This is a genomic window from Microbacterium sp. K35 (assembly GCF_004794375.1).
GTDB classification, from domain to species: Bacteria; Actinomycetota; Actinomycetes; order Actinomycetales; family Microbacteriaceae; genus Microbacterium; species Microbacterium sufflavum.
Genome location: NZ_SSDM01000175.1, coordinates 28,566 through 50,458, shown reverse-complemented (window position 1 = coordinate 50,458; position 21,893 = coordinate 28,566). Strand labels below are relative to the sequence as shown.

The following is a 21,893-nucleotide window of genomic DNA, read 5'->3' as shown; positions in this document are numbered from 1 at the left end:
GCGAGCCGGTAGCCGCCCACCGCGTTCACCCCCGCACGGCTGCGGGGAGGGCGCCGACCTCCGGCGGGCCTGCGAGGTCGAGGCCGGCGGTCAGTGTGGCCCGCGGCGACGAGCCGCAGCCGCCGCGGATCCGACTCCGTCGAGCACCGGCGCTCCGTGGCCGGTCAGCACCACCCTGGCTCCGGTCGCCGCCAGCGTCTCGAGGGAGTCGATGGCTGCCTCAGGATCGGCGGTGGCCGCGTTCGCGACGATCTGCGGGCCCTCCTCCCCCGTGTAGGGATCGAGGGTCACCAGGGCGTCGCCGGCGATCAGCACGCCCTGCGACTCGAACAGGTAGGCGCAGTGCCCGTCGGTGTGCCCCGGCGTCCACAGCGCGACCGGAGCACCGGGCACGTCGACAGGGTGCCCATGCGTCACCCGCGGCTGCGCGTCGACGCCGCGCACGGTCAGCGCGCCGGCGGCCGCCATGCGAGTGATCACGGGGATGCCCCGGGGGTGCCCGAGCACGTAGAGGAGACGTGGTGTCGCGGGCCGATAGCGGTACGGGTGCCGGGCGAGTGCCGCGTCGCCCGGGTGCACCACCACCGTCACGCCGTCGCCCTGCAGGGCCCGAGCCGTGCCGACGTGGTCGAAGTGGCCGTGGGTGAGCACGACCGCGTCGATGTCGCTCCGCCGGGCCCCGAGATGCCCGAGCAGTTCCGACAGCACCTTCCCGGTGCGCGGCAACCCGGCATCGAAGAGCGTGATGCCGTCGGCGGACTGCATCAGATAGCAGTTCACGTCGGCCACGGATAGGCGGAAGAACCCGGGCGCGACCTCTGACCAGCCGCTCCGCTCGCTCATGAATCGCCGCCCGCGTCGTCCGCGGGGCCGCGCCCCGCGTCGAAGTTCCGCTCGTACCGATCCCGCGCCTCGACCAGCACGGACGCGTCAAGGACCGCGATCGGCTCGACGTCGCGCAGCAGCGGTTCGCAATCCGGACCGCGCCCGCAGATCTCCCCGCGCAGGATCCAGGCGATGCGTGTCGGGTCCTTCTCCGCGAGGTGCTGATACTGGCACAGCTGCCGCGCAAGCCAGTCCTCCAGCGGCCTGGTCCACCAGCGCTCCGCGTCGAGGGGGTTCACGGACAGGCCCGGGAGCTCCAGTCCGCTCTCCGAGTCGAGGCTGGAACGGCGCCGGTCGTCCTCCGGCCCGTCGGAGTACCGTACGTGCAGGCCGCGGTAGGCGCGCACCACCGCGGCGAGTTGGGCGAGACGGGTGATGCGGCGAAGGCCGGTGGCGGGGTCACGCTCGGCCGAGATCGCGGGAGTGCACGTCTGCGCCGACGTCGTTTCGGACATGGCCCGACGGTACGGAGGAGGCGCCGGCGGAGCACGGGGATTGACAACACTCGGAGAAGGGCTGCCGTGCCCGGGCGCGTGAAGCTACTCCGGCTGGCTCTCGCCGTCAACGGGCTCTCGTTGCGCACCCGGCGGTCTTACCTTCGGGCCACCGCACCGAGCACTGCTGAGGAGAGAACAATGCGCGCCATGACGTACCGCGGACCGTACAAGGTCCAGGTCGCTGAGAAACCGGAACCGCGGATCGAGCACCCCAACGACGCGATCGTTCGGGTGACGCACGCCGCGATCTGCGGGTCGGATCTGCACCTGTACCACGGCATGATGCCGGACACCCGGATCGGGCACACGTTCGGCCACGAGATCGTGGGCGTCGTACACGAGGTCGGATCCTCAGTGCAGAGCCTCTCGGTCGGAGACCGGGTGATGGTGCCGTTCAACATCGCGTGCGGCTCCTGCTACTTCTGCACCCGCGGCCTCTTCTCGAACTGCCACAACGTGAACCCCAATGCCACGGCCGTAGGAGGCATCTACGGCTACTCCCACACGACGGGCGGCTACGACGGCGGGCAGGCGGAGTTCGTGCGCGTGCCCTTCGCCGACGTGGGACCCTCCGTCGTGCCGGACTGGCTCTCGTCGGAGGATGCGCTACTGCTCACCGACGCGTTCTCCACCGGGTACTTCGGCGCGCAGCTCGGCGACATCGCGGAGGGCGACACCGTCGCGGTCTTCGGTGCCGGACCCGTGGGTCTGGCCGCCGCCCGCTCGGCCTGGTTCCTCGGCGCAGGCCGGGTGATCGTCCTCGACCACCTGGATTACCGGCTCGACAAGGCCAGGGACTTCGCGTTCGCCGAGACGATGCACATCGGCGAGGTCGGCGACCCCGTGCTCGCCATGAAGAAGGCGACCGGATACCTGGGCGCCGACGTGGCGATCGACGCCGTGGGCGCGGAGGCCGACGGCAACCTCCTCCAGCACGTGACGGCGGCCAAGCTCAAGCTGCAGGGCGGGTCCCCCGTGGCCGTGAACTGGGCGATCGACTCCGTGCGCAAAGGCGGGACCGTATCGATGATCGGCGCGTACGGCCCACTGGTATCCGCCGTGCGCCTCGGCGACGCGATGAACAAGGGCCTCACGATCCGCGGCAACCAGGCACCCGTCCTGCGGCAGTGGCCGCGGTTGCTCGAGCACATCCAGGCGGGCCACGTGCGGCCGAGCGAGCTCCTGACGCACCGCTTCCCGCTCGAGCACATCGCCGAGGCCTACCACGTGTTCTCCAGCAAGCTGGACGACTGCATCAAACCCGTCATCACGATCGGAGAGGACTGAGCCATGCCGTACGAAGCGCACAAGCCGACGCTGGCACCGACAGCGGACGAGCTCCGCGACCGCATCCCGGGCTGGGGCACCGACCTTCCCCCCGAGCACCGCCGCACGTGGCAGCAGCTCGAGGACTACGGCGACACGGGTGCGCACTGGACGCGCCCGGATCCGCAGCCCGGCAGGGAGGGACGGGAACACTCCATCGAGCACGCGATGGTGCCTCCGGTGTTCGGTACGGCGCAACCGCTGCACGGCATCTCCGGAAGTGTGCGTCGCTTCGCCTACGACCACTTCAGCGAGACGAAGAACACGCGCTGGCTGCTGCTCGTGATCGGCGACCGCATCGAGGCCGTCGGGGCGCACGTGCGATCCCTGGCAACGCCGCGGCCCGACAACCCGATCACGCAGACCGGGATCCTCGCGGAGCCGCGGCACCGTCCGCTCACCTCGCGGTTCGGGCGGGGACGGGTCGACGTCCGGCACACCTGGCTCGACCCGATCATCGTGGCAGGGCCCTGGGTCGTCGCCGTCGTGATGACGGTCTCCCTCGTACGCACGGTGTTCCGCCGCGGTTGACCAGACGGTCGAGCGCTTCCCTGAAACGCGAAAAACCCCCGGGATTCCGGGGGTTTTTGGTGGTGCGCGATACTGGGATCGAACCAGTGACCTCTTCCGTGTCAGGGAAGCGCGCTACCGCTGCGCCAATCGCGCCCGTTGGGGCTATTCAGTTTCAGGTGAGGTGGCGACGGGATTCGAACCCGTGTAAACGGCTTTGCAGGCCGGTGCCTAGCCGCTCGGCCACGCCACCGTGTGGATTGACCCCACGTGCTGCCGATCTTCGAAAAGACCTACTGCACTCGAGCGGATGACGAGACTCGAACTCGCGACCCCAACCTTGGCAAGGTTGTGCGCTACCAACTGCGCTACATCCGCATTTCGTTCCCGGTTGTCCCGGGCACTCATGAAACATTAGCCGATGAATCCCCGCCTGCCAAACCCGGACCGAATCTCGCGCGTGTCTCGCGGAGTGGTCATCGGAGGCTCCGAGCGTCCGGTAGTATCGGTTGACGTACCCCGCGGGTATGGGCGATTGGCGCAGTTGGTAGCGCGCTTCCTTCACACGGAAGAGGTCATCGGTTCGAGTCCGGTATCGCCCACCACATTCTCCTTCGCAGGCTCACTGCCCCTCAGAGGATTCGTCCGTCTCCCGGTCGCGATACGCGCAGCCAGCGGTAGCCGTAAGCCGGCACCTCGAGCTCCACGGCTCCATCGTCGTCGAGCGTGATGCGCTGCGCCTCCAACAGGTCGACCAGCGCCGTCCCCGCGGGTTCATCCGCGAGGCGGAACCGCGTCGTGGCTGGACGCTCGGCGAAGTTGTGCACCGCGATCATCCGGCCGAGGGCGGCCCGCAGCGAGTGCACGAGGAGCGCGTCCACCGTCTGCTCGACCACCGCGAACTCGCCCCAGCCCAGCTCCGGTGACACCCGGTACCGCGACGTGAGCTCGCGGAGGAAGTGCAGCAGCGACCCGCGGTCCTCCAGCTGCGCGGCGACGTTCACGTGCTCGGGCGCGTAGCCGTCTGCGGGTGGCTTCGACACCAGTCGGGACGGGGCGGCGTCCGAGAACCCGCCGTTCCGGTCCGCCGACCACTGCATGGGGGTGCGCACGGACTCCCGCCCGGCGATGTCGATGTTCTCCCCCATCCCGATCTCCTCCCCGTAGAACAGCACGGGGGTCCCGGGGAGGGTGAACAGCAGGCTGTACGCCATGCGGATCCGGCGGGGATCGCCCTCGAGCATCGGGGGCAGACGGCGGGTGATGCCACGCCCGAACACCCGCTGCCGCTCGTCCGGGGCGAACGCCTCGAACACCTCCTGGCGCTCGGCGTCGCTCAGCTTGTCGAGCGTGAGCTCGTCGTGGTTGCGCAGGAAGTTCGCCCACTGCACCTCGGGACCCAACGCCGGCCGCGAGGAGAGCGCCTCGATGAGCGGCGCCGGATCGCGCCGCGCCAACGACAGGTACAGCGCCTGCATCGCCACGAAGTCGAACTGCATCGTGAGTTCGTCGCCGTCCGTGCCGCCGAAGTACTCGACCTGCTGGTCATACGGCAGGTTCACCTCGCCGAGCAGGATCGCCTCGCTCGAGCGTCGCTGGAGGAAGCGGCGCATATCGCGCAGGAGTTCGTGCGGGTCGGGGATGTCGGCTCCGGCCGGGATCTCCAGGAAGAAGGGCACCGCGTCGACCCGGAACCCGGAGATGCCGAGCTGCAACCAGAAGCCGATCACCTTCGCGATCTCGTCGCGCACGCGGGGATTGGCCACGTTCAGATCCGGCTGATGCTCGTAGAAGCTGTGCTGGTACCACTGCCCCGACTTCTCGTCCTTCGTCCAGATCCCGTCGGCCTGTCCGGGGAACACCGCGTTCTTCTGGCCCTTCGGCGGTGCGTCGTCTCGCCACACGTAGTAGTCGCGGTACGGCGAGTCCACACTGCGGATCGCGGCGCGAAACCACGGATGCCGATCGGAGGTGTGGTTGATGACCAGGTCGACGATCACGCGCATGCCGCGGTCGCGCGCCGTGCGGATCACCTCCACGAGGTCGCCGTGGGTGCCCAGGCGCGGATCGACGCCGTAGAAGTCGCTCACGTCGTAGCCGTCATCGCGGTCGGGGGTGGGATAGAACGGCATGAGCCACAGGCACGTCACCCCCAACTGCGCGAGGTAGTCGATGCGCTGCGCGAGGCCCCGGAGGTCGCCCACCCCGTCGCCGCTCGTGTCCAGGAACGTCTCCACGTCGAGGCAGTAGACGACGGCGGTCTTCCACCAGAGGTCGCTCGTGTCGGTGATCTTCACAGCAGCTCCTTCATCCGGGGCAGCACCACATCGGCCGCGGCGGCCAGAAAGCCGGACTGCTCCTGTCCGACGTGGTGGAGGTACACGCGGTCGAAGCCGATCCCGGCGAGTGCGGCGACCCGCTCCGCGAGCGCCACGGGATCGTCCTCGACCAGCACCGCCGACCGCAGCGCCTTCTCGTCGACCGCGCCCACCGCGGCGTCGAAGTCCTCCGGCTGCTCGATGTTCCACGCGAGCGGCGGCGTCAGCACGCCCTGTCGCCACTGCGCGCGGGCGAGGTCGAGCGCCTCGGCGTCGGTATCGGCCCAGCTGACGTGCACCTGCAGGACGCACGGCCCCTCTCCGCCCGCCGACCGGTACGCGTCCACCACGCGGGCGAGCGCCGCGGGCTCCTGCGCCACGGTCGCCAGGCCCTGAGCCCACGATGCCGCCCACCGCGCCGTCTCCGCGCTCACCGCGGTTGCGAGCAGGGGCGGCGGCTGCGTGGGACGGCTCCACACCCGCGCCCGATGCACGCGCACGAGCCCGTCGTGCGTGACCTCCTCGCCGTCCAGCAGCCGGCGGATCACGTCGACGCTCTCCCGCAGCCGCCGGTTGCGGACCTCCTTGCTCGGCCACGGGTCGCCCGTGACGTGCTCGTTCATCGCCTCCCCGCTGCCCAGCGCCGCCCAGAACCGCCAGGGGAACATCTCCTCCAGCGTCGCGAACGCCTGCGCCATCACCACCGGGTGGTACCGCTGTCCCGGCGCGTTCACCATCCCGATCGAGAAGCTCGTGCGTGCCAGCGCCGCCGCGATCCAGCTCAGCGCGAATCCCGACTCGCCCTGCTCCGGCAGCCACGGCGCGAGATGGTCGGAGCACATCGCGCCGTCGAACCCTGCGGCTTCCGCGGCGACGACGGCGTCGAGAAGCGCGCTCGGGGGGATCTGCTCGTGTGACGCGTGGAATCCGATGAAGGCCATATCGCGAGTGTGGCAACTCCGGCCGCGCCGGGCGCCGTGCTTGACATGAACGCTCGGTGATGGCAGGAGCGTTCGTTCTCGGTCGGTGCGCGCGAGGGCGACCGTGGACCGCGTGTCGGCCACCCTCCGTAGGATGCCGCTGTGCCCACCCCCGGTCCCCTCCCCTCCCCGTGCGGCCTCTGCGGTCACCCCACGGGAGTCCGCATCGACGGGGCCCTGCATTGCGCGGCCTGCGGATGGCGCTACGGTGATGCGCCTGACCCCGACCTCCCGTTCCCCCGCATCGACGTCGTCTACTACCTCCGCTTCGACGAGCGGGTCAAGATCGGCACCAGCCGCCGGCCACGGCAGCGCCTGGCGAGCATCCGGCACCACGAGCTGCTGGCCTTCGAGCAGGGCGGGCGTGCCCTCGAGCAGCAGCGCCACCGCGAGTTCGCCGCGGAACGCGAGGGCGGAGAGTGGTTCACGCTCACCCCTCGCGTGCGCGCACACATCGCCGGGCTGCGCGACGCGGGCGAGCCGTGGCTGCTCTACGCACGCTGGCTGAGCACGGCACTCCGCGCCTGATCCCGTACCACCGCCTCGGCTCCCGCACCAGGGCCTGGTCGCCGGGTGGCGATCGCGAGAGCATGCCAGAACGGGGCGCGACCGGCGACCCGTGCACGAGAGGAGCCGACATGACCGGACGAGAGAACACCCCCGCCGACGACCTGAGCGCTCAGGACCCCCTCGCGGGCGACGGCAGCGGCGACCCGAACACCGACCGGGAGTTCCTGCAGGATCTGCCGCCCGCGCAGGTCGACACCGAGCAGGTCGCCGAGCACGCCGCGGACGACGACGAAGACGCCTGACCGCGGACGGAGGAGCCATGGGGACGCTGCGCTACTCGATCAACGTGACGCTCGACGGCTCGTGCCACCACGAGGCCGGGCTGCCGCCCGACGAGGAGTCGATGCGCTACTGGACCGCGCAGGTGCGTGAGGCCGACGCCATGCTGTTCGGCCGGGTGACGTACGAGCTCATGGAGTCCGCGTGGCGCCGCCCCGCCTCCGGCACGTGGCCGGAGTGGATGCGCCCGTGGGAGGTGCCGTTCGCCACGGCCATCGACCGCGCCCGCAAGTACGTGGTCTCGAGCGGCCTCGACGCGGTCGACTGGAACGCCGAACTGCTCCGCGGCGACCTCGTCCAGCAGGTCGCACGGCTCAAGACCGAGCACGCACGGCTGTCGGTGGGCGGCGTGACCCTTCCCGTCGCCCTCGCCCAGCACGGCCTCATCGACGAGTACGAGTTCCTGGTGCACCCGGTCGTCGCCGGACACGGGCCTCCGCTGCTCGGCGGGCTCACGGGGCAGCTGCGCCTCGAGCTCGTGGAGCGCCGGGAGCTGCGCTCGGGCGCCGTCGTCACCCGGTACCGGCCTGCGAGCTGACCGGCGTCCCGCGCGCACGGAGACGGCGGGCGGCCGCTGTCTGGCTGACCACCCGCCGCCGTTCCGCGGGGATGTCACGCGGTCGCCGCGCGCCCCCGGGTGGTCTGCGGCTGCGGCTGCGAGAACAGCACGACCACGATCACGGCCGCGCCCACGACCACGTGCGGAAGCCAGACGTTCAGGGGCTGGTCGGCGAACCCGAACAGCCACGGCGAGAGCGCCAGGAACAGGCTCGCGACGATGTCGAACACCAGGTGCACGGGCATCGGGATGAGCCCGAACGGACCCCATTCGTACTTCGTGAACAGACTGTAGACGATGAGCCCGACGCCGAGGACGATCGGGATGACGACGGCGGCACCGCCGACACTCGCGAAGCCGAACAGCCACGGCGCGGCGATCAGGGCGATCCCGACGACGTAGTCGAGGATTCCGTGGACCTTGGTGGGGATGAAACGCATGATTCCTCCTTGTGTGGCGCCGCTGTGCGCGACTCACCAAGGGTTCGCAGCCATCGCCCGATCGGATTGGATGTCGCGGATCGGTGCGCGCGCGTCAGGCCCGCGCCCACCCGTAGCGGGCGGCCAGGGCCGAGGCGACCCTGGCGTAGCGCTGGCGGTCGAGCGCAGCCGCCTCCCTCCGCAACCCGCGCTCGTGCACGCTGTACAACTGTTCGATGTCGACCCACGACTCGCGACCCTGGGCGTCCCAGGCGCCGGAGCCGATCGAGAGGTAGTCGCGGTCGCCGTCATGCGGACGGCTGGTCATCCGCACGGCGTACACACGGTCGTCGGACTGCCGCCCGATCACAAGCACCGGCCGGTCCTTCCCCCGCCCGTCCCCCTCCTCGTACGGCACCCACGTCCACACGACCTCGCCGGCGTCGGGGGCCCCGTCCCGTGCCGGGGCGTAGGCGACGCGGAGCGCGCGGATCCGCGCGGGGTCGATCCTGATCGTCTCGGTCCCGGCGGTCCGCCCGGCATCGAGCGTGTCCGCCTGTCGCGGTGAGCCGTGGCGGGCGGCCTGCTCCTCAGGTGTGCGCAGACGCGCGGTCGGGCGCCTCGGACCGGAGGTGGTCCGAGACGCCCGACCGGAGTTCACCGCCTTGAGCAGTATCTCCGCGAGTGTCGTCAGGATGCCGTTGGTCTTGCCCACACGGTCACCCTAACCGCGATCACGCGTCCGCGAGCGCGTAGCCCTCCTCGCCGTGGACGACCTGGTCGACGCCGGCGATCTCGTCCTCGCTCGTGATACGGAAGCCGATCGTCTTCTGGATCGCGAAGCCGATCACGAAGGCCACCACGAAGGAGTAGATCAGCACGCCGAGCGCGGCGATCACCTGGACCGCGAGCTGACGGGCGTCGCCGCCCACGAACAGGCCGGTGCCGGTGGCGAAGAAGCCGAGGTACACGGTGCCGATGAGGCCGCCGACGAGGTGGATGCCCACGACGTCGAGCGAGTCGTCGAAGCCCAGGCGGAACTTCAGCTCGACGGCCAGGGCGCACACCACACCGGCGACCGCGCCCAGCAGCAGCGACCAGCCGGGCGTGAGGTTGGCGCAGGCCGGGGTGATCGCGACCAGACCGGCCACGGCACCCGAGGCGGCGCCGACCGAGGTCGCCTTGCCGTCCTTGATGCGCTCGATCAGGATCCAGCCGAGGATCGCCGCCGCGGTCGCACCGAGCGTGTTCAGGCCGATGAGCCCGACGCCGCCCATGTCCTCCGCGAGCCACTCGGCACCGGCGTTGAAGCCGAACCAGCCGAACCACAGCAGCGCGGCGCCCAGCAGCGTCAGCGGCACGTTGTGCGGCTTGAGGATGCCCTTCTGGAAGCCGATGCGCTTGCCGAGCACGAGCGCCAGGGCGAGAGCAGCCGCACCCGCGTTGATGTGCACCGCGGTCCCACCGGCGTAGTCGATGACGCCGATGCCGCTGTCCTCCCCGAACAGCGTCGTGCCGAGGTTCATGATCCAACCGCCACCCCAGACCCAGGCCGCCACCGGGAAGTAGCCGACCGTGGCGAACACGCCCGCGAAGATCAGCCAGCTGCCGAACTTGGCGCGGTCGGCGATGGCGCCGGAGATCAGGGCGACCGTGATGATCGCGAACGTGGCACCGTAGGCGACGCCCAGGAGCGCGACGTTCGATCCCTCGCCCGATGCCAGGTTGGACAGGCCGAAGTCGGCGAACGGGTTGCCCGCGAACGCGGTCGGGCTGTCGACGGCGCTCATGGAGAAGCCGAAGAGAATCCACAGCACGGCGACGAGTCCGATGGAGCCGAAGCTCATCATCATCATGCTGACGACGCTCTTCGCCTTGACGAGACCGCCGTAGAAGAAGGCGACGCCGGGCGTCATGAGCAGAACGAGCGCCGTCGCGGTGATCGCCCACGAGATGTTGCCGGGAGCATCCATAAGGAAAACCTCACATCCGAAGTAATTGAGAGCTTCAGTGTGACCACGCACGGTTTCGCCCATGCGTGAGGTTTGTTTCCCCGCTGTTACAGCGTGCGCTCCGGTGTGAACATCGCGTTACGCCGCCCTTCGGGCTTACGCAGAATGCGTGAGGGCGTTGAGGCGGGAGATGGCGCGCAGGTACTTCTTGCGATATCCGCCGGCCAGCATCTCGTCGGAGAACACCGCGTCCAGACCCAGGCCGGTCGCGACGATGGGGAGCTGCGCGTCGTACACCCGGTCGACGAACGCCACGAAGCGCAGCGCCTCGGACTGATCGGTCAGCTGGCGCACGCCGCGGAGGCCCACCAGCGCGAGGCCGTCGATGAGGCGGATGTACCGCGAGGGGTGCACCTGAGCGAGGTGCCGGATCAGGTCGTCGAACGCGTCGTCGGACGCGGGCCCCACGGCCCCGTCGATCGCTGCCGCGTAGGCCGCATCATCCCGGACGACCGCGTGGCCGTCGATCGCCCGCTGACGGAAGTCCACGCCGTCGATGCGCAGCGTCTGGAAGCTGTCGGACATCGCGTGGATCTCGCGCAGGAAGTCCTGCGCGGCGAAGCGCCCCTCGCCCAGCGCGTTCGGCGGCGTGTTCGACGTCGCGGCGAGCTTGGTCCCGGTGGGCACCAGCTCGCCCAGCAGCCGCGTCATGACCATGGTGTCGCCCGGGTCGTCGAGCTCGAACTCGTCGATGCACAGCAGATCGGCGCCCTTGAGCAGGTCGACCGTGTTCTTGTAGCCGAGGGCCCCGACGAGCGCCGTGTACTCGATGAACGACCCGAAGTACTTCCGGCGGGCGGGCATCGCGTGGTAGATCGACGCGAGCAGGTGCGTCTTGCCGACACCGAAGCCACCGTCGAGGTAGACGCCCGGCTTGAGCTCCGGCTCCTTCTTCGCCCTGCTGAACAGTCCCCCGCGCTTGACCGGGGCGCCGCGGCCCGAGAAGCGCAGCAGCGTCTGCTTCGCCTCCTCCTGCGAGGGATACGCGGGGTCGGCGCGGTAGCTGTCGAACGTGGCCTCGTCGAACTGGGGCGGCGGCACCAGGCTCGCGAGCATCTCGGGCCCGGTGACGGTGGGCGTGCGGTCGGTGAGGTGCACGGTGCCGGTGCGGGTGGTCGGGTCGGTCATCACGGTCCTGAATCAGGCGGCGGCCTGTGTCGAAGTCTTACGGATCCGGTGCCGGGGGCACGGGGAGCATCTATCGTCGAAAGAGACGGATCAACACTACGCCGTCTTACCCGACCGCTCGCCCGCTCACCCGCTACGGAGACCCCATGGCCATCGAGTTCGACTCCTCCTCCTCCAAGTTCGCCGAGTATGCCGAGCCCGGACGGCTCGTGACGACGCAGTGGCTGGCAGAGCGGCTCGGCACTCCCGGGCTCGTCGTGGTGGAGTCGGACGAGGATGTGCTGCTCTACGAGACCGGCCACATCCCCGGTGCCGTGAAGGTCGACTGGCACACGGAGCTGAACGACCCCGTGGTCAGGGACTACGTCGACGGCGAGGGCTTCGCGGCGCTGCTGAGCCGCAAGGGCATCGCCCGCGACGACACGGTCGTGATCTACGGCGACAAGAACAACTGGTGGGCGGCGTACGCGCTGTGGGTGTTCTCGCTCTTCGGGCACGAGGACGTGCGACTGCTCGACGGAGGCCGTGACCGCTGGATCGCGGAGGGTCGCGAGCTGACCCGCGAGGTCACCGAGCGCCCGACCTCCGAGTACCCGGTGGTGGAGCGCGACGACTCCGTGATCCGCGCCTACAAGGAGGACGTTCTCGCCCACCTCGGCAACCCGCTCATCGACGTCCGCTCCCCCGAGGAGTACAGCGGCGAGCGGACCACCGCCCCGGCCTACCCGGAGGAGGGCACGCTGCGCGCCGGTCACATCCCGACCGCGCAGAGCGTGCCGTGGGCCAAGGCGGTCGCGGAGGACGGCGGCTTCAAGAGCCGCGCCGAGCTCGAGGCGATCTACCGCGACGGCGCCGGGCTGAAGGACGGCGACGACGTGGTGGCCTACTGCCGGATCGGCGAGCGGTCGAGCCACACCTGGTTCGTGCTGAAGCACCTCCTCGGCTTCGAGAACGTGCGCAACTACGACGGTTCCTGGACCGAGTGGGGCAGCGCGGTGCGCGTTCCGATCGTCACCGGAGCCGAGCCCGGCACGGTCTGACCGTGGGACAATGGCGGGGATGAGCGCCACCGACCTGCCCGACACCCTCGCCGAGATCCGCGACGGGTTCCTGGAGACTCCCGAGGCCGACCGTCTCCTGCTCCTCCTCGAGTTCGCCGACGAGCTGCCTCCCGTCTCGGAGGAGGTCGCGAACCACCCCGAGATGTGCGAGCGCGTCGCCGAGTGCCAGTCGCCCGTGTACATCTACGTCGAGGTGAACGACGACATCGTGACGATGCACGCGACCGCACCGGAGGAGGCGCCGACCACGCGCGGCTTCGCGAGCATCCTCGTGCAGGGCATCACGGGCCTCACCTCCGACCAGGTCCTGGCGATCCCGGAGGACTACCCCCAGTCGATCGGGCTCACCAAGGCCGTGTCTCCGCTGCGCATCGGCGGGATGACGGGAATGCTCATGCGCGCCAAGAACCAGGTCAGGCAGAAGCGCTGAGACCCTGGTCCGCCAGCCACGTCGTGATCGCGGTGCTCCAGCCCCGCTCATCGTAGTTCCACAGCTTCGTGTGGCGGGCGACGGTGAACCGCGGCATGGTGACCAGATCGGGTCGCGCCTCCTGCAACGCCCGTGACGCGTCGACGGGCACGAAGCCGTCGTCGTCGCTGTGCAGGATCAGGATCGGTGCGGCGAGCTCGTCGGCGCGCGCGACCATGTCGAGCCGGTCGAACAGGATCGGCTCGTCGGCGCCGCTCAACCGCGCCGTGAGCGGCAGTTGCAGGGCGCTCATCGCCAGGTCGGGCAGCGGGGGCCGGACGCGGTTGAGCTTCGCCTGGAAGCGCAGCACCGTGCGCCAGTCGACCACCGGGGACTCGAGGATGACACCGGCGATCCGGTGCCGGTTGCCCGAGCTCACGGAGGCCTGCAGCGACACCGCGCCGCCCATGGACCAGCCCATCAGCACGACATGCTCGGCGCCGTGGCGCAGCGCGTAGGCGATGGCGGCGTCGACGTCGCGCCACTCGGACGCCCCGAGGGCGTAGGCGCCGGCCCGCGTGCGCGGTGCCTCGCCGTCGTTGCGGTACGACACCACGAGGTTCGGCAGCCCGGCGGCGTGCAGCACGGGCACCGCGCGGAGGCACTCCGACCTGGTCGTGCCGCGGCCGTGCACCTGGGTCACCCAGGTGGACGACGACGCCGGGAAGAACCAGGCGGGGCACGGCCCGGCGGGCGAGCCGATCAGCACGTTCTCCCACCGCAGGTGCAGCTCGCTGGGAGAGGTGTAGTAGGAACCGCTGAAGGAGGCGCCGCGGTCGACGCTGGCGCCCGGCTCGATTTTGGTGAGCAGCTTGCGACGCACCGTCGTGCTGTCCGCGCTCAGCACGGCCCCCAGCTTCACGTAGCCGTAGGTCCCGGTGGTGAAGAGCCCGTAGCGCCCGGGCAGCTCGGTGTCGAGAGTGCGACCGAGCTCGATGGTCTGCGCACCGGTGTCGATCGCGAGGATCTCCGTGTCTGGCACCTTGCGCATCGGGGTGACCACGCGTCGCGCGACGGCGAGCACCAGGAATCCGGCGGCGGCTCCCAGCGCGAGGAGCGCGGGGACAATGAACTGGGCGGCGTGCCTGAGACTCTTCATCGCCTTCCGACTCTAGCCTGTTGCCGTGACCGCACATCCCGAGGCCGGGACGCCCTTCGACAGCGCCGTCGCCGAACTGCGTGAGACCGCGTTCCGCGATGACATCACGGTGCGCGAGATCCCGACGCCGCAGGGCCTCGCCCCGTTCGCGATCGCGCTCTCCGCCGATGTGCGGCCCGGCGAGGACGGCGACTCCGTGTACGGCACCGGCCGGTTCATCCTGCTCCACGATCCCGACGAGCCGGATGCCTGGGGCGGCGCCTGGCGCATCGTGATCTTCGCGCAGGCGCCGCTGGAGACGGAGATCGGCACCGACCCGCTGCTGGCCGACGTGACGTGGTCGTGGCTGGTGGACGCGCTCGACTCGCGCGGCGCGGTCTATCGCGCGCCGTCGGGCACCTCGACCAAGACGCTGTCCAAGGGTTTCGGCGGCCTGGCCGACGAGGGTGACGGGGCACAGATAGAATTGCGGGCGTCCTGGACACCGGATGGCCCCTTCCGACCGCACGTCGAAGCGTGGGCCGAGCTGGTCGGCATGCTGGCGGGACTTCCGCCGGGCTCCGAGGGCATCGCCGTGATCGGCGCGCGAAAGGCTGTACGTGACTGAATACTCCGTGATCTCCGACACCGAGGAGTTCCTGGCGGCGTGCGCGGCGCTCGTGGCGGGGTCCGGCCCCGTGGCGGTCGACGTCGAGCGGGCGTCCGGTTTCCGCTACTCGCAGCGGGCCTACCTGGTGCAGGTGTTCCGTCGCGACAGCGGCGTCTTCCTGTTCGATCCTCCGGCGATCGGTGACATGGGCGCACTGCAGACCGCGATCGGCGATGTGGAGTGGGTGCTGCACGCCGCGAGTCAGGACCTGCCGTCGCTGCGGGAGCTGCACCTCGAGCCGCGCATGATCTTCGACACGGAGCTGGCGGCGCGGCTGCTCGGTCACGACCGCGTCGGGCTCGCGGCGGTGGTGGAGGACACACTGGGCATCACGCTGAAGAAGGAGCACTCGGCGGCTGACTGGTCGACCCGTCCGCTCCCCGCCGCCTGGCTCGAGTACGCCGCGCTCGACGTGCTGCACCTGGTGGACGTGCGCGACGCCCTGGTCGCCGAGCTCGAGGAGCAGGGCAAGACCGACTTCGCCGCCCAGGAGTTCGCGGCCACGCTGGCGCGCACGCCCAAGGCCCCGCGCGAAGATCCGTGGCGGCGCCTCAGCGGGTTGCACCAGGTGCGCGGCGCCCGTAACCTCGCCGTCGCCCGCGCCCTGTGGGAGGCGCGGGAGATGTACGCGCAGCAGCAGGACATCTCCGCCGGAAGGCTCGTCCCCGACCGCTCGCTCGTGGCGGCCGTGCTCGCCAACCCCGCGTCGAAGCAGGCGCTGGCCGGCATCAAGGAGTTCCAGGGTCGCGCGAGCCGCACCCAGCTCGACCGCTGGTGGCAGGCCATCGTCGACGGTCGCGCGGCCGAGCAGCTGCCGCGCGAGCGCGTCCCCAGCGACACCCTTCCCCCGCCGCGCGCCTGGTCCGATCGGAACCCCGAGGCGGACGCACGGTTGAAGGCCGCACGCCCCACGGTCGAGGCGGTGGCGGAGGAGCTGGGCATGCCCACCGAGAATCTCCTCACGCCCGACTACCTGCGCCGCGTGTGCTGGGACTCCCCCGGCACCACCGCGGCGGAGATCGGCGACGCCCTCGCCGCGCTCGGTGCGCGTCCCTGGCAGATTGAACAGACCGCACAGAAGATCGCGGACGCCTTTGTAGAGGCGGCGCAAGCGCCCGACACCACCTCCCCGACCGCTTCGTAGGTTCGATCCAACCGATTCCTCCCGGTTTTCACGGCTTCCTAGACTGAGGTCAACCCCAAGAAACCTGGAGGCAGAGTGGCCGAGATCTCGGACGTCTTCTTCGTCGATGGCGTGCGCACCCCGTTCGGGCGCGCCGGCGAAAAAGGCATGTACTGGAACACCCGCGCGGATGACCTCGCCGTCAAGGCGACCATCGGGCTGATGGAGCGCAACGCCGCCGTGCCGGCCGACCGCATCGACGATGTCGCCATCGCGGCGACCAGCCAGACCGGTGACCAGGGGCTCACGCTCGGCCGGTCCGTCGCGATCCTGGCCGGTCTCCCCCAGACGGTGCCCGGACTCGCGGTGGAGCGCATGTGCGCGGGCGCGATGACCAGCGTCACCACGATGGGCGCGTCGATCGGCGTCGGCATGTACGACCTCGCCCTCGCGGGTGGCGTCGAGCACATGGGCCACCACCCGATCGGCTCCAACGCCGACCCCAACCCGCGCTTCGTCGCTGAGAAGATGGTCGACCCTGGCGCGCTCAACATGGGTGTCACGGCGGAGCGCATCTTCGACCGGTTCCCGCACCTCACCAAGGAGCGCTCCGACCGCTTCGGCATGCTGAGCCAGCACAAGGTGCAGGCGGCGTACGACGCCGGCAAGATCCAGCCCGACCTGGTTCCCGTCGCGATCAAGGGCGCCGACGGCGCGTGGGGTCTGGCCACCGAGGACGAGGGCCGTCGCCCGCAGACCACGATGGAGGACCTCGCCGGGCTCAAGACGCCGTTCCGTCCGCACGGACGCGTCACGGCGGGCACGTCCTCGCCGTTGACCGACGGCGCGACCATGTCGCTGCTCGCCGGTGGGGGTGCGGTGAAGGAGCTCGGTCTCGCGCCGAAGATGCGCATGGTGTCGTTCGCCTTCGCGGGCGTGCAGCCGGAGATCATGGGCATCGGCCCGATCCCGTCCACGGAGAAGGCGCTCAAGAAGGCCGGACTCGACATCTCCGACATCGGGCTGTTCGAGCTGAATGAGGCGTTCGCGATCCAGGTGATCTCGCTCCTCGACCACTTCGGCATCGCCGACGACGACCCCCGCGTCAACCAGTGGGGCGGGGCGATCGCGCTCGGACACCCCCTCGCGGCCTCCGGCGTCCGACTGATGATCCAGCTCGCCGCACAGTTCGCCGAGCGTCCCGACGTCCGCTACGGCCTGACCGCGATGTGCGTCGGCCTCGGTCAGGGCGGCTCGGTCATCTGGGAGAACCCGCACTACGACGGAAAGAAGAAGAAGTGAGCTACGACGACGTCGACTTCTCGCCCATCCAGGCGCTGACGGAGGGCGAGGTGATCACGCACTCCCCCGTGCGCGACATCCGCCTCCCCTCCGGCAAGGTCCTCGCCCTCATCACCCTCGACAACGGCCGCGACCACACGCGCCCGAACACGCTCGGGCCGGCCACGCTCACCGAACTCGGCGAGACGCTGGACGCGCTGAAGGCACGGGCGGCGTCCGGGGAGATCCAGGCCGTCGGCATCACGGGCAAGCAATACATCCTGGCCGCCGGCGCCGACCTGTCCGACATCAGCAAGGTCGGCTCGCGCAACAACGCCCGCCTCATCGCGCAGCTCGGGCACCGGGTGCTCGGCAAGCTCGGTGAGCTCGGCGTGCCGTCGTTCGCGTTCGTGAACGGTCTGGCGCTCGGTGGAGGGCTGGAGATCGCGCTGAACTCCAGCTACCGCACCGTCGACGCCTCGGCCGCTGCCGTGGCGCTCCCCGAGGTGTTCCTCGGCATCATCCCCGGCTGGGGCGGCGCCTACCTGCTGCCGAACCTCATCGGCATCGAGAACGCGCTCGAGGTCGTCATCTCGAACCCGCTCAAGCAGAACCGCATGCTGAAGCCGCAGCAGGCGTTCGACCTGGGCATCTTCGACGCGATCTTCCCCGCCGCGAACTACCTCGAGAACTCGCTGACCTGGGCCGACGCGGTCCTCGGCGGCAAGAAGGTGGAGCGCAAGAACGAGCCGGGCAAGATCGAGCGGCTCACCAAGTGGCCGATCGCGATCAAGATGGCGCGCGGCATGCTCGAGTCGAAGATCGGCACCGTGCCGAAGTCGCCGTACGCGGCGCTCGACCTGCTCGACAAGGCCAAGAGCGGCACCAAGGCCGAGGGCTTCGCCCGCGAGGACGAGGCACTGGCCGAGCTCGTGACCGGCGATCAGTTCGCCGCCTCGATGTACGCCTTCGATCTCGTGCAGAAGCGGGCCAAGCGCCCGGTCGGCGCGCCCGACAAGGCGCTCGCGAAGAAGGTCACCAAGGTCGGCATCATCGGTGCCGGACTCATGGCGAGCCAGTTCGCGCTGCTCTTCGTGCGCAAGCTCCAGGTCCCCGTCCTCATCACCGACCTCGATCAGGCGCGGGTCGACAAGGGCGTGGCGTACATCCACGACGAGATCGGGAAGCTGGAGGGCAAGGGGCGCCTCGACGCCGACACCGCCAACAAGCTGCGCGCGCTGGTCACGGGCACGACCGACAAGAGCCTGTACGCCGACTGCGACTTCGTGATCGAGGCGGTCTTCGAAGAGGTCGGCGTCAAGCAGCAGGTCTTCGGCGAGATCGAGAAGATCGTGGCGGAGGACACCATCCTCGCCACGAACACCTCCTCGCTCTCGGTCGAGGAGATCGGCGCGACGCTCGCTCACCCGGAGCGCCTGGTCGGGTTCCACTTCTTCAACCCGGTCGCCGTCATGCCGCTGATCGAGATCGTCAAGACGCCGAGCACCTCCGAGGCCGCACTGTCCACGGCTTTCGTGGTCGCGAAGAACCTGGGCAAGAACGCGGTCCTGACCGCCGACGCACCCGGCTTCGTGGTGAACCGTCTGCTGGCCAAGGTCATGGGCGAGGCTGCGCGCGCGGTCTACGAGGGCACCCCGATCGCCGAGGTGGAGAAGGCGTTCGCGCCGCTCGGCCTGCCCATGGGGCCGTTCCAGCTGATCGACCTGGTCGGATGGAAGGTCGCCGCCCACGTGCAGGACACGATGGTGCACGCCTTCCCCGACCGGTTCTACGCGAACGAGAACTTCCACGCCCTCGCCGCGCTCGACCAGGTCGTGGAGAAGGACAAGGGCGGCCGGGTGGTCGGCTGGAGCAAGCAGGCCGAGAAGGTCATCAAGCCCGCACTCGGCAAGAGTCCGGCCTCTGCGGCGACCATCCTGCAGCGCGTGCAGGACGGCCTGGCGACGGAGATCAAGCTGATGCTGGACGAGGGCGTCGTGCCCGAGGTGGAGGACATCGACCTGTGCCTCATCCTCGGCGCAGGCTGGCCGTTCATCGACGGCGGCGCCTCGCCCTACCTCGACCGCGAGGGCGCTTCGGAACGCGCCTTCGGCGGCTCGTTCCACACGCCGCAGATCCGCGGCATCGAGAACCGCTGATCAGTCCGACGACGGGGGCCGTGCCGAGCGCGCGGCCCCCGTCGTCGCGTCCTGGGCAGGGCGCTCGTCGGGCTCCCCGCGGCGCGGCCAGTGCGACATCGCCCGTTCCGCCAGGGCGGTGATGGTGAGCGACGGGTTGACACCGGGGTTCGCGGGGACCGCAGCACCGTCCACGACGTGCAGCCCGGGATGACCCCAGACGCGGTGGTACTCGTCCACGACGCCGGTCTCCGGGGCCGAGGAGATGACCGCCCCGCCGAGGAAGTGCGCCGTCAGCGGGATCCCGAACACCTCCGGCCACGACCCGCGCGCCTCGGCACGGATCCCGCTCTCCTGCTCGAGCCGCGCCGCGATCGCCTGCGCCGCACGGTGTGCCTCCGGCAGGTGACTCGGGTTCGGCGCACCGTGCCCCTGCGCGCTGGTCAGACGCCAGCGCCCGAACCGCCGCCGCAGCGACAGCGTGAGGGAGTTGTCGGCGGTCTGCATGACGAGGGCGATGATCCCGCGCTCGCTCCACCGCCGGAGCGACCCGAGCCGGACCGCGGTGACCGGTGCGCGGAGGATTCCCCGCACGAGCGCTGCCAGGCGTCCGGGCAGCGACCTCTCCCCCGGCACGAGCACGGTGGCCAGAGCTCCCATCAGGTTCGACCCCGGACCGTAGCGGACGTTCTCGACGTGGGTGCGCTCGTCCACGTGGAAGGACGTCGTGATCGCCACACCCCGCGCGAGCTGAAGCTGCTCCGGAACGCGCACGGCCACGGCGCCGTCGAGCGCCTCGGAGTTCGTGCGGGTCAGGCGCCCCACGGCGTCGGGTATCCGAGGGAGCGCGCCGGTGTGCTTCATCCGGTGCAGCAGCTGCTGCGTGCCCCAGGTGCCGGCGGCGAGCACGACCTCCCGCGCCGTCACGGTGCGGGCTCGGCGCCGCAGCCAGGCCCCGCTGCGCACGGTCGTGATCGCGAAGCCGCCCGTCGCCAGCTCCCGCACCTCGGTGACCGTGCGGAGGGGCTCGATCGCGACTCCGCGTCGCTCCGCCAGCGCGAGGTAGTTCTTCACCAGGGTGTTCTTCGCGCCGACGCGGCACCCCACCATGCAGTTTCCGCAGAGCGTGCACCCCGTGCGGTCGGGACCCTCCCCGCCGAAGTACGGATCGGGCACGCGGCGCCCCGGCTCGCCGAACCACACCCCGACGGGTGCCCGGCGGAAGCTCTCCCCCACGCCGAGGTCGTCCGCGGCGCCCGCCATGATCCGTTCGACCGGCCCGCTGTGCGGATACGCATCGACCACGCCGAGCATGCGCTTCGCGGTTGCGTAGTGCGGAGCGAGCGCCGCCCGCCAGTCACGGATCGAGCCCCACTGCGGGTCGGCGAAGAACGCGGGGCCCGGCTCGTAGAGCGTGTTGGCGTAGTTGAGCGAGCCTCCGCCCACACCGGCTCCCGCGAGGATCATGACGTGCGGGAGGCGGTGGATGCGCTGCACGCCGAAGCACCCGAGCGCGGGCGCCCACAGGTACCGGCGCACGTTCCAGCTCGTCTTCGCGAAGTCGTCGTCGGCGAAGCGCCGCCCGGCCTCGAGCACGCGGACACGGTAGCCCTTCTCGCTCAGCCGCAGCGCCGCGACCGAGCCGCCGAAACCCGACCCCACGACCACGACGTCCTCATCGAACACGGGCGTCTCCCTCGCTCGGTGGGGTCATCATCGTCAGCGCACCCGTCCGCACGGAGATGGTGCAGACGTCCTCGCCCCGGCGCTCGCCGTCGGCGTACACCACGAGTCCGGGCGCGGCGACCGTGACGCGGCGCGCTGCCGTGTGCTGCACCTCGGGACGGGCCAGGTGTGCCCCGCGCAGCAGGAGGGGGAACAGCCGCACGAGTCGGGTGCGGCCGAGCGGTGCCACGCGGACGACGTCGAGCCGCCCGTCGTCGGGCAGGGCGCCGACACACACCGGCATGCCTCCGCCGTAGCTGGCCGTGTTCCCGATGGCCACCAGCGTCCCCCGGGCGGTGATCGGCCGTTCGTCGTCGACCGTGACGGTGAAGTCGAGCGGCCGCAGCCGGACGAGCTCGATGAGCAGGGCCAGGTAGTACCGGAGGGCGCCGGAGGGCCAGCGCAGACGGTTGGTGCGGTCGCTCACCCTCGCGTCGAAGCCCAACGCCACGACCGTGAGGAAGGCGGCACGACCCGCGCGCGTCTCAACCTCACCCACGTCGATCGCCCGGGGCGTGCCGGTGAGGGCGAGTTCGACGGCTGCGGCGGCGTCGTGTCGCGGCAGGCCGAGCGCGCGGGCGAGGTCGTTGCCCGTCCCGGCGGGCACCAGGGTGATCGGGACGGCGGCGGCGCACACGACATCGAGGATCCCCGACAGCGTGCCGTCCCCGCCGACCACCACGAGCCCGTCCGGCCCGCCCACGAGGGCTTCAGACGCCAGCGCCGTCGTGTCCGCCGCCGAGTCCCCGGCGTAGAGTCTGACGCTCGCGCCGCGCTGTCGAAGGTGTGCCACCGCGAGCTCGGTCAGACGGCGGCCGCGCCCCTTGCCCGCGCGGGGGTTCGACAGCACCGCGATGTGGCCCAC

General features: G+C 70.4%; 22 protein-coding genes and 4 tRNA genes. 12 read left to right on the top strand and 14 right to left on the bottom strand.

Going from position 1 to position 21,893, the window contains the following annotated elements; genetic code table 11:
• Positions 1 to 90 precede the first annotated feature (90 nt).
• Together DW299_RS06675 and DW299_RS06670 are read right to left on the bottom strand one after the other, a co-directional pair.
• Complete coding sequence (locus DW299_RS06675) at positions 91 to 843, bottom strand: MBL fold metallo-hydrolase (RefSeq protein WP_136036115.1); 753 nt, start codon at positions 841 to 843, stop codon at positions 91 to 93.
• Complete coding sequence (locus DW299_RS06670) at positions 840 to 1,340, bottom strand: DUF6098 family protein (protein ID WP_240745332.1); 501 nt, start codon at positions 1,338 to 1,340, stop codon at positions 840 to 842. The genes DW299_RS06675 and DW299_RS06670 overlap by 4 nt, the downstream gene beginning before the upstream one ends.
• 180 nt (positions 1,341 to 1,520) lie before the next feature.
• Here DW299_RS06670 and DW299_RS06665 point away from each other — a divergent pair, with 180 nt between their 5' ends.
• Together DW299_RS06665 and DW299_RS06660 are read left to right on the top strand one after the other, a co-directional pair.
• On the top strand, positions 1,521 to 2,669 hold the full coding sequence (locus DW299_RS06665; protein WP_136036114.1) for a zinc-dependent alcohol dehydrogenase: 1,149 nt from the start codon (positions 1,521 to 1,523) through the stop codon (positions 2,667 to 2,669).
• Positions 2,670 to 2,672: 3 nt separating this feature from the next.
• Positions 2,673 to 3,239, top strand: coding sequence for a hypothetical protein (locus DW299_RS06660; protein WP_136036113.1), 567 nt, complete (start codon positions 2,673 to 2,675; stop codon positions 3,237 to 3,239).
• A gap of 60 nt (positions 3,240 to 3,299) precedes the next feature.
• On the opposite strand, the gene DW299_RS06655 is transcribed toward DW299_RS06660, so the two are convergent.
• The 3 genes from DW299_RS06655 to DW299_RS06645 all read right to left on the bottom strand — a co-directional run bounded on the left by DW299_RS06655 (position 3,300) and on the right by DW299_RS06645 (position 3,596).
• Positions 3,300 to 3,374: transfer RNA gene (locus DW299_RS06655), tRNA-Val, on the bottom strand.
• Between the two features lie 26 nt (positions 3,375 to 3,400).
• Positions 3,401 to 3,471, bottom strand: a tRNA-Cys gene (locus DW299_RS06650).
• Positions 3,472 to 3,523: 52 nt separating this feature from the next.
• Positions 3,524 to 3,596, bottom strand: a tRNA-Gly gene (locus DW299_RS06645).
• A 151-nt stretch (positions 3,597 to 3,747) separates the two neighbouring features.
• Here DW299_RS06645 and DW299_RS06640 point away from each other — a divergent pair.
• A tRNA-Val gene (locus DW299_RS06640) sits at positions 3,748 to 3,823 on the top strand.
• A gap of 27 nt (positions 3,824 to 3,850) precedes the next feature.
• On the opposite strand, the gene DW299_RS06635 is transcribed toward DW299_RS06640, so the two are convergent.
• Together DW299_RS06635 and DW299_RS06630 are read right to left on the bottom strand one after the other, a co-directional pair.
• Entirely contained in the window at positions 3,851 to 5,515 is a 1,665-nt protein-coding gene (locus tag DW299_RS06635; protein WP_136036112.1) for an alpha-amylase family protein, read from the bottom strand.
• Positions 5,512 to 6,477, bottom strand: a complete 966-nt coding sequence (locus DW299_RS06630; RefSeq protein ID WP_136036111.1) for a TIGR03885 family FMN-dependent LLM class oxidoreductase — start codon at positions 6,475 to 6,477, stop codon at positions 5,512 to 5,514. The genes DW299_RS06635 and DW299_RS06630 overlap by 4 nt, the downstream gene beginning before the upstream one ends.
• Positions 6,478 to 6,618: 141 nt before the next feature.
• Here DW299_RS06630 and DW299_RS06625 point away from each other — a divergent pair, with 141 nt between their 5' ends.
• From DW299_RS06625 to DW299_RS06620, 3 genes are all read left to right on the top strand, one after another.
• Complete coding sequence (locus DW299_RS06625) at positions 6,619 to 7,044, top strand: GIY-YIG nuclease family protein (RefSeq protein WP_136033078.1); 426 nt, start codon at positions 6,619 to 6,621, stop codon at positions 7,042 to 7,044.
• Between the two features lie 110 nt (positions 7,045 to 7,154).
• Complete coding sequence (locus tag DW299_RS18905; protein ID WP_168387310.1) at positions 7,155 to 7,328, top strand: hypothetical protein; 174 nt, start codon at positions 7,155 to 7,157, stop codon at positions 7,326 to 7,328.
• 17 nt (positions 7,329 to 7,345) lie between these two features.
• Positions 7,346 to 7,903 (top strand): dihydrofolate reductase family protein, encoded by a 558-nt coding sequence (locus DW299_RS06620; protein WP_136036110.1) that lies wholly within the window; start codon positions 7,346 to 7,348, stop codon positions 7,901 to 7,903.
• 74 nt (positions 7,904 to 7,977) lie between these two features.
• On the opposite strand, the gene DW299_RS06615 is transcribed toward DW299_RS06620, so the two are convergent.
• The 4 genes from DW299_RS06615 to zapE form a co-directional block, all read right to left on the bottom strand.
• A complete protein-coding gene (locus tag DW299_RS06615) occupies positions 7,978 to 8,364 on the bottom strand; it encodes an SPW repeat domain-containing protein (RefSeq protein WP_136033075.1) in 387 nt (128 codons plus the stop codon).
• A 94-nt stretch (positions 8,365 to 8,458) separates the two neighbouring features.
• The gene (locus DW299_RS06610; RefSeq protein ID WP_136033073.1) at positions 8,459 to 9,058 is read right to left on the bottom strand and encodes a type II toxin-antitoxin system PemK/MazF family toxin; all 600 of its coding nucleotides are present in this window, start codon (positions 9,056 to 9,058) and stop codon (positions 8,459 to 8,461) included.
• A 19-nt stretch (positions 9,059 to 9,077) separates the two neighbouring features.
• Positions 9,078 to 10,316 (bottom strand): ammonium transporter, encoded by a 1,239-nt coding sequence (locus tag DW299_RS06605; RefSeq protein ID WP_136033071.1) that lies wholly within the window; start codon positions 10,314 to 10,316, stop codon positions 9,078 to 9,080.
• A 135-nt stretch (positions 10,317 to 10,451) separates the two neighbouring features.
• Positions 10,452 to 11,483: a cell division protein ZapE gene (zapE, locus tag DW299_RS06600; RefSeq protein WP_136036109.1), complete on the bottom strand. Its 1,032-nt coding sequence runs from the start codon at positions 11,481 to 11,483 to the stop codon at positions 10,452 to 10,454.
• Positions 11,484 to 11,629: 146 nt separating this feature from the next.
• On the opposite strand from zapE, the gene DW299_RS06595 reads away from it, so the two are divergent.
• On the top strand, positions 11,630 to 12,523 hold the full coding sequence (locus tag DW299_RS06595) for a sulfurtransferase (RefSeq protein ID WP_136036108.1): 894 nt from the start codon (positions 11,630 to 11,632) through the stop codon (positions 12,521 to 12,523).
• Positions 12,524 to 12,542: 19 nt separating this feature from the next.
• On the top strand, positions 12,543 to 12,974 hold the full coding sequence (locus DW299_RS06590) for a SufE family protein (RefSeq protein ID WP_136036107.1): 432 nt from the start codon (positions 12,543 to 12,545) through the stop codon (positions 12,972 to 12,974).
• On the opposite strand, the gene DW299_RS06585 is transcribed toward DW299_RS06590, so the two are convergent.
• On the bottom strand, positions 12,958 to 14,112 hold the full coding sequence (locus tag DW299_RS06585) for an alpha/beta hydrolase family protein (protein ID WP_136036106.1): 1,155 nt from the start codon (positions 14,110 to 14,112) through the stop codon (positions 12,958 to 12,960). The two genes, DW299_RS06590 and DW299_RS06585, sit on opposite strands and share 17 nt — an antisense overlap.
• 25 nt (positions 14,113 to 14,137) lie before the next feature.
• Here DW299_RS06585 and DW299_RS06580 point away from each other — a divergent pair, with 25 nt between their 5' ends.
• From DW299_RS06580 to DW299_RS06565, 4 genes are all read left to right on the top strand, one after another.
• The gene (locus DW299_RS06580; protein ID WP_136033060.1) at positions 14,138 to 14,719 is read left to right on the top strand and encodes a DUF3000 domain-containing protein; all 582 of its coding nucleotides are present in this window, start codon (positions 14,138 to 14,140) and stop codon (positions 14,717 to 14,719) included.
• On the top strand, positions 14,712 to 15,905 hold the full coding sequence (locus tag DW299_RS06575) for a ribonuclease D (protein ID WP_136036105.1): 1,194 nt from the start codon (positions 14,712 to 14,714) through the stop codon (positions 15,903 to 15,905). Before DW299_RS06580 ends, DW299_RS06575 begins: the two co-directional genes overlap by 8 nt.
• Positions 15,906 to 15,980: 75 nt before the next feature.
• Positions 15,981 to 17,186 carry a thiolase family protein gene (locus DW299_RS06570; RefSeq protein ID WP_136036104.1) on the top strand — a complete coding sequence of 402 codons (1,206 nt, stop codon included), beginning with the start codon at positions 15,981 to 15,983 and terminating at the stop codon, positions 17,184 to 17,186.
• On the top strand, positions 17,183 to 19,324 hold the full coding sequence (locus tag DW299_RS06565) for a 3-hydroxyacyl-CoA dehydrogenase NAD-binding domain-containing protein (protein ID WP_136036103.1): 2,142 nt from the start codon (positions 17,183 to 17,185) through the stop codon (positions 19,322 to 19,324). Before DW299_RS06570 ends, DW299_RS06565 begins: the two co-directional genes overlap by 4 nt.
• Here DW299_RS06565 and DW299_RS06560 read toward each other — a convergent pair whose 3' ends face one another.
• Both DW299_RS06560 and DW299_RS06555 read right to left on the bottom strand, forming a co-directional pair.
• A complete protein-coding gene (locus tag DW299_RS06560; RefSeq protein ID WP_136036102.1) occupies positions 19,325 to 20,989 on the bottom strand; it encodes a GMC oxidoreductase in 1,665 nt (554 codons plus the stop codon).
• Positions 20,979 to 21,893 (bottom strand): YegS/Rv2252/BmrU family lipid kinase, encoded by a 915-nt coding sequence (locus DW299_RS06555; protein WP_136033049.1) that lies wholly within the window; start codon positions 21,891 to 21,893, stop codon positions 20,979 to 20,981. The genes DW299_RS06560 and DW299_RS06555 overlap by 11 nt, the downstream gene beginning before the upstream one ends.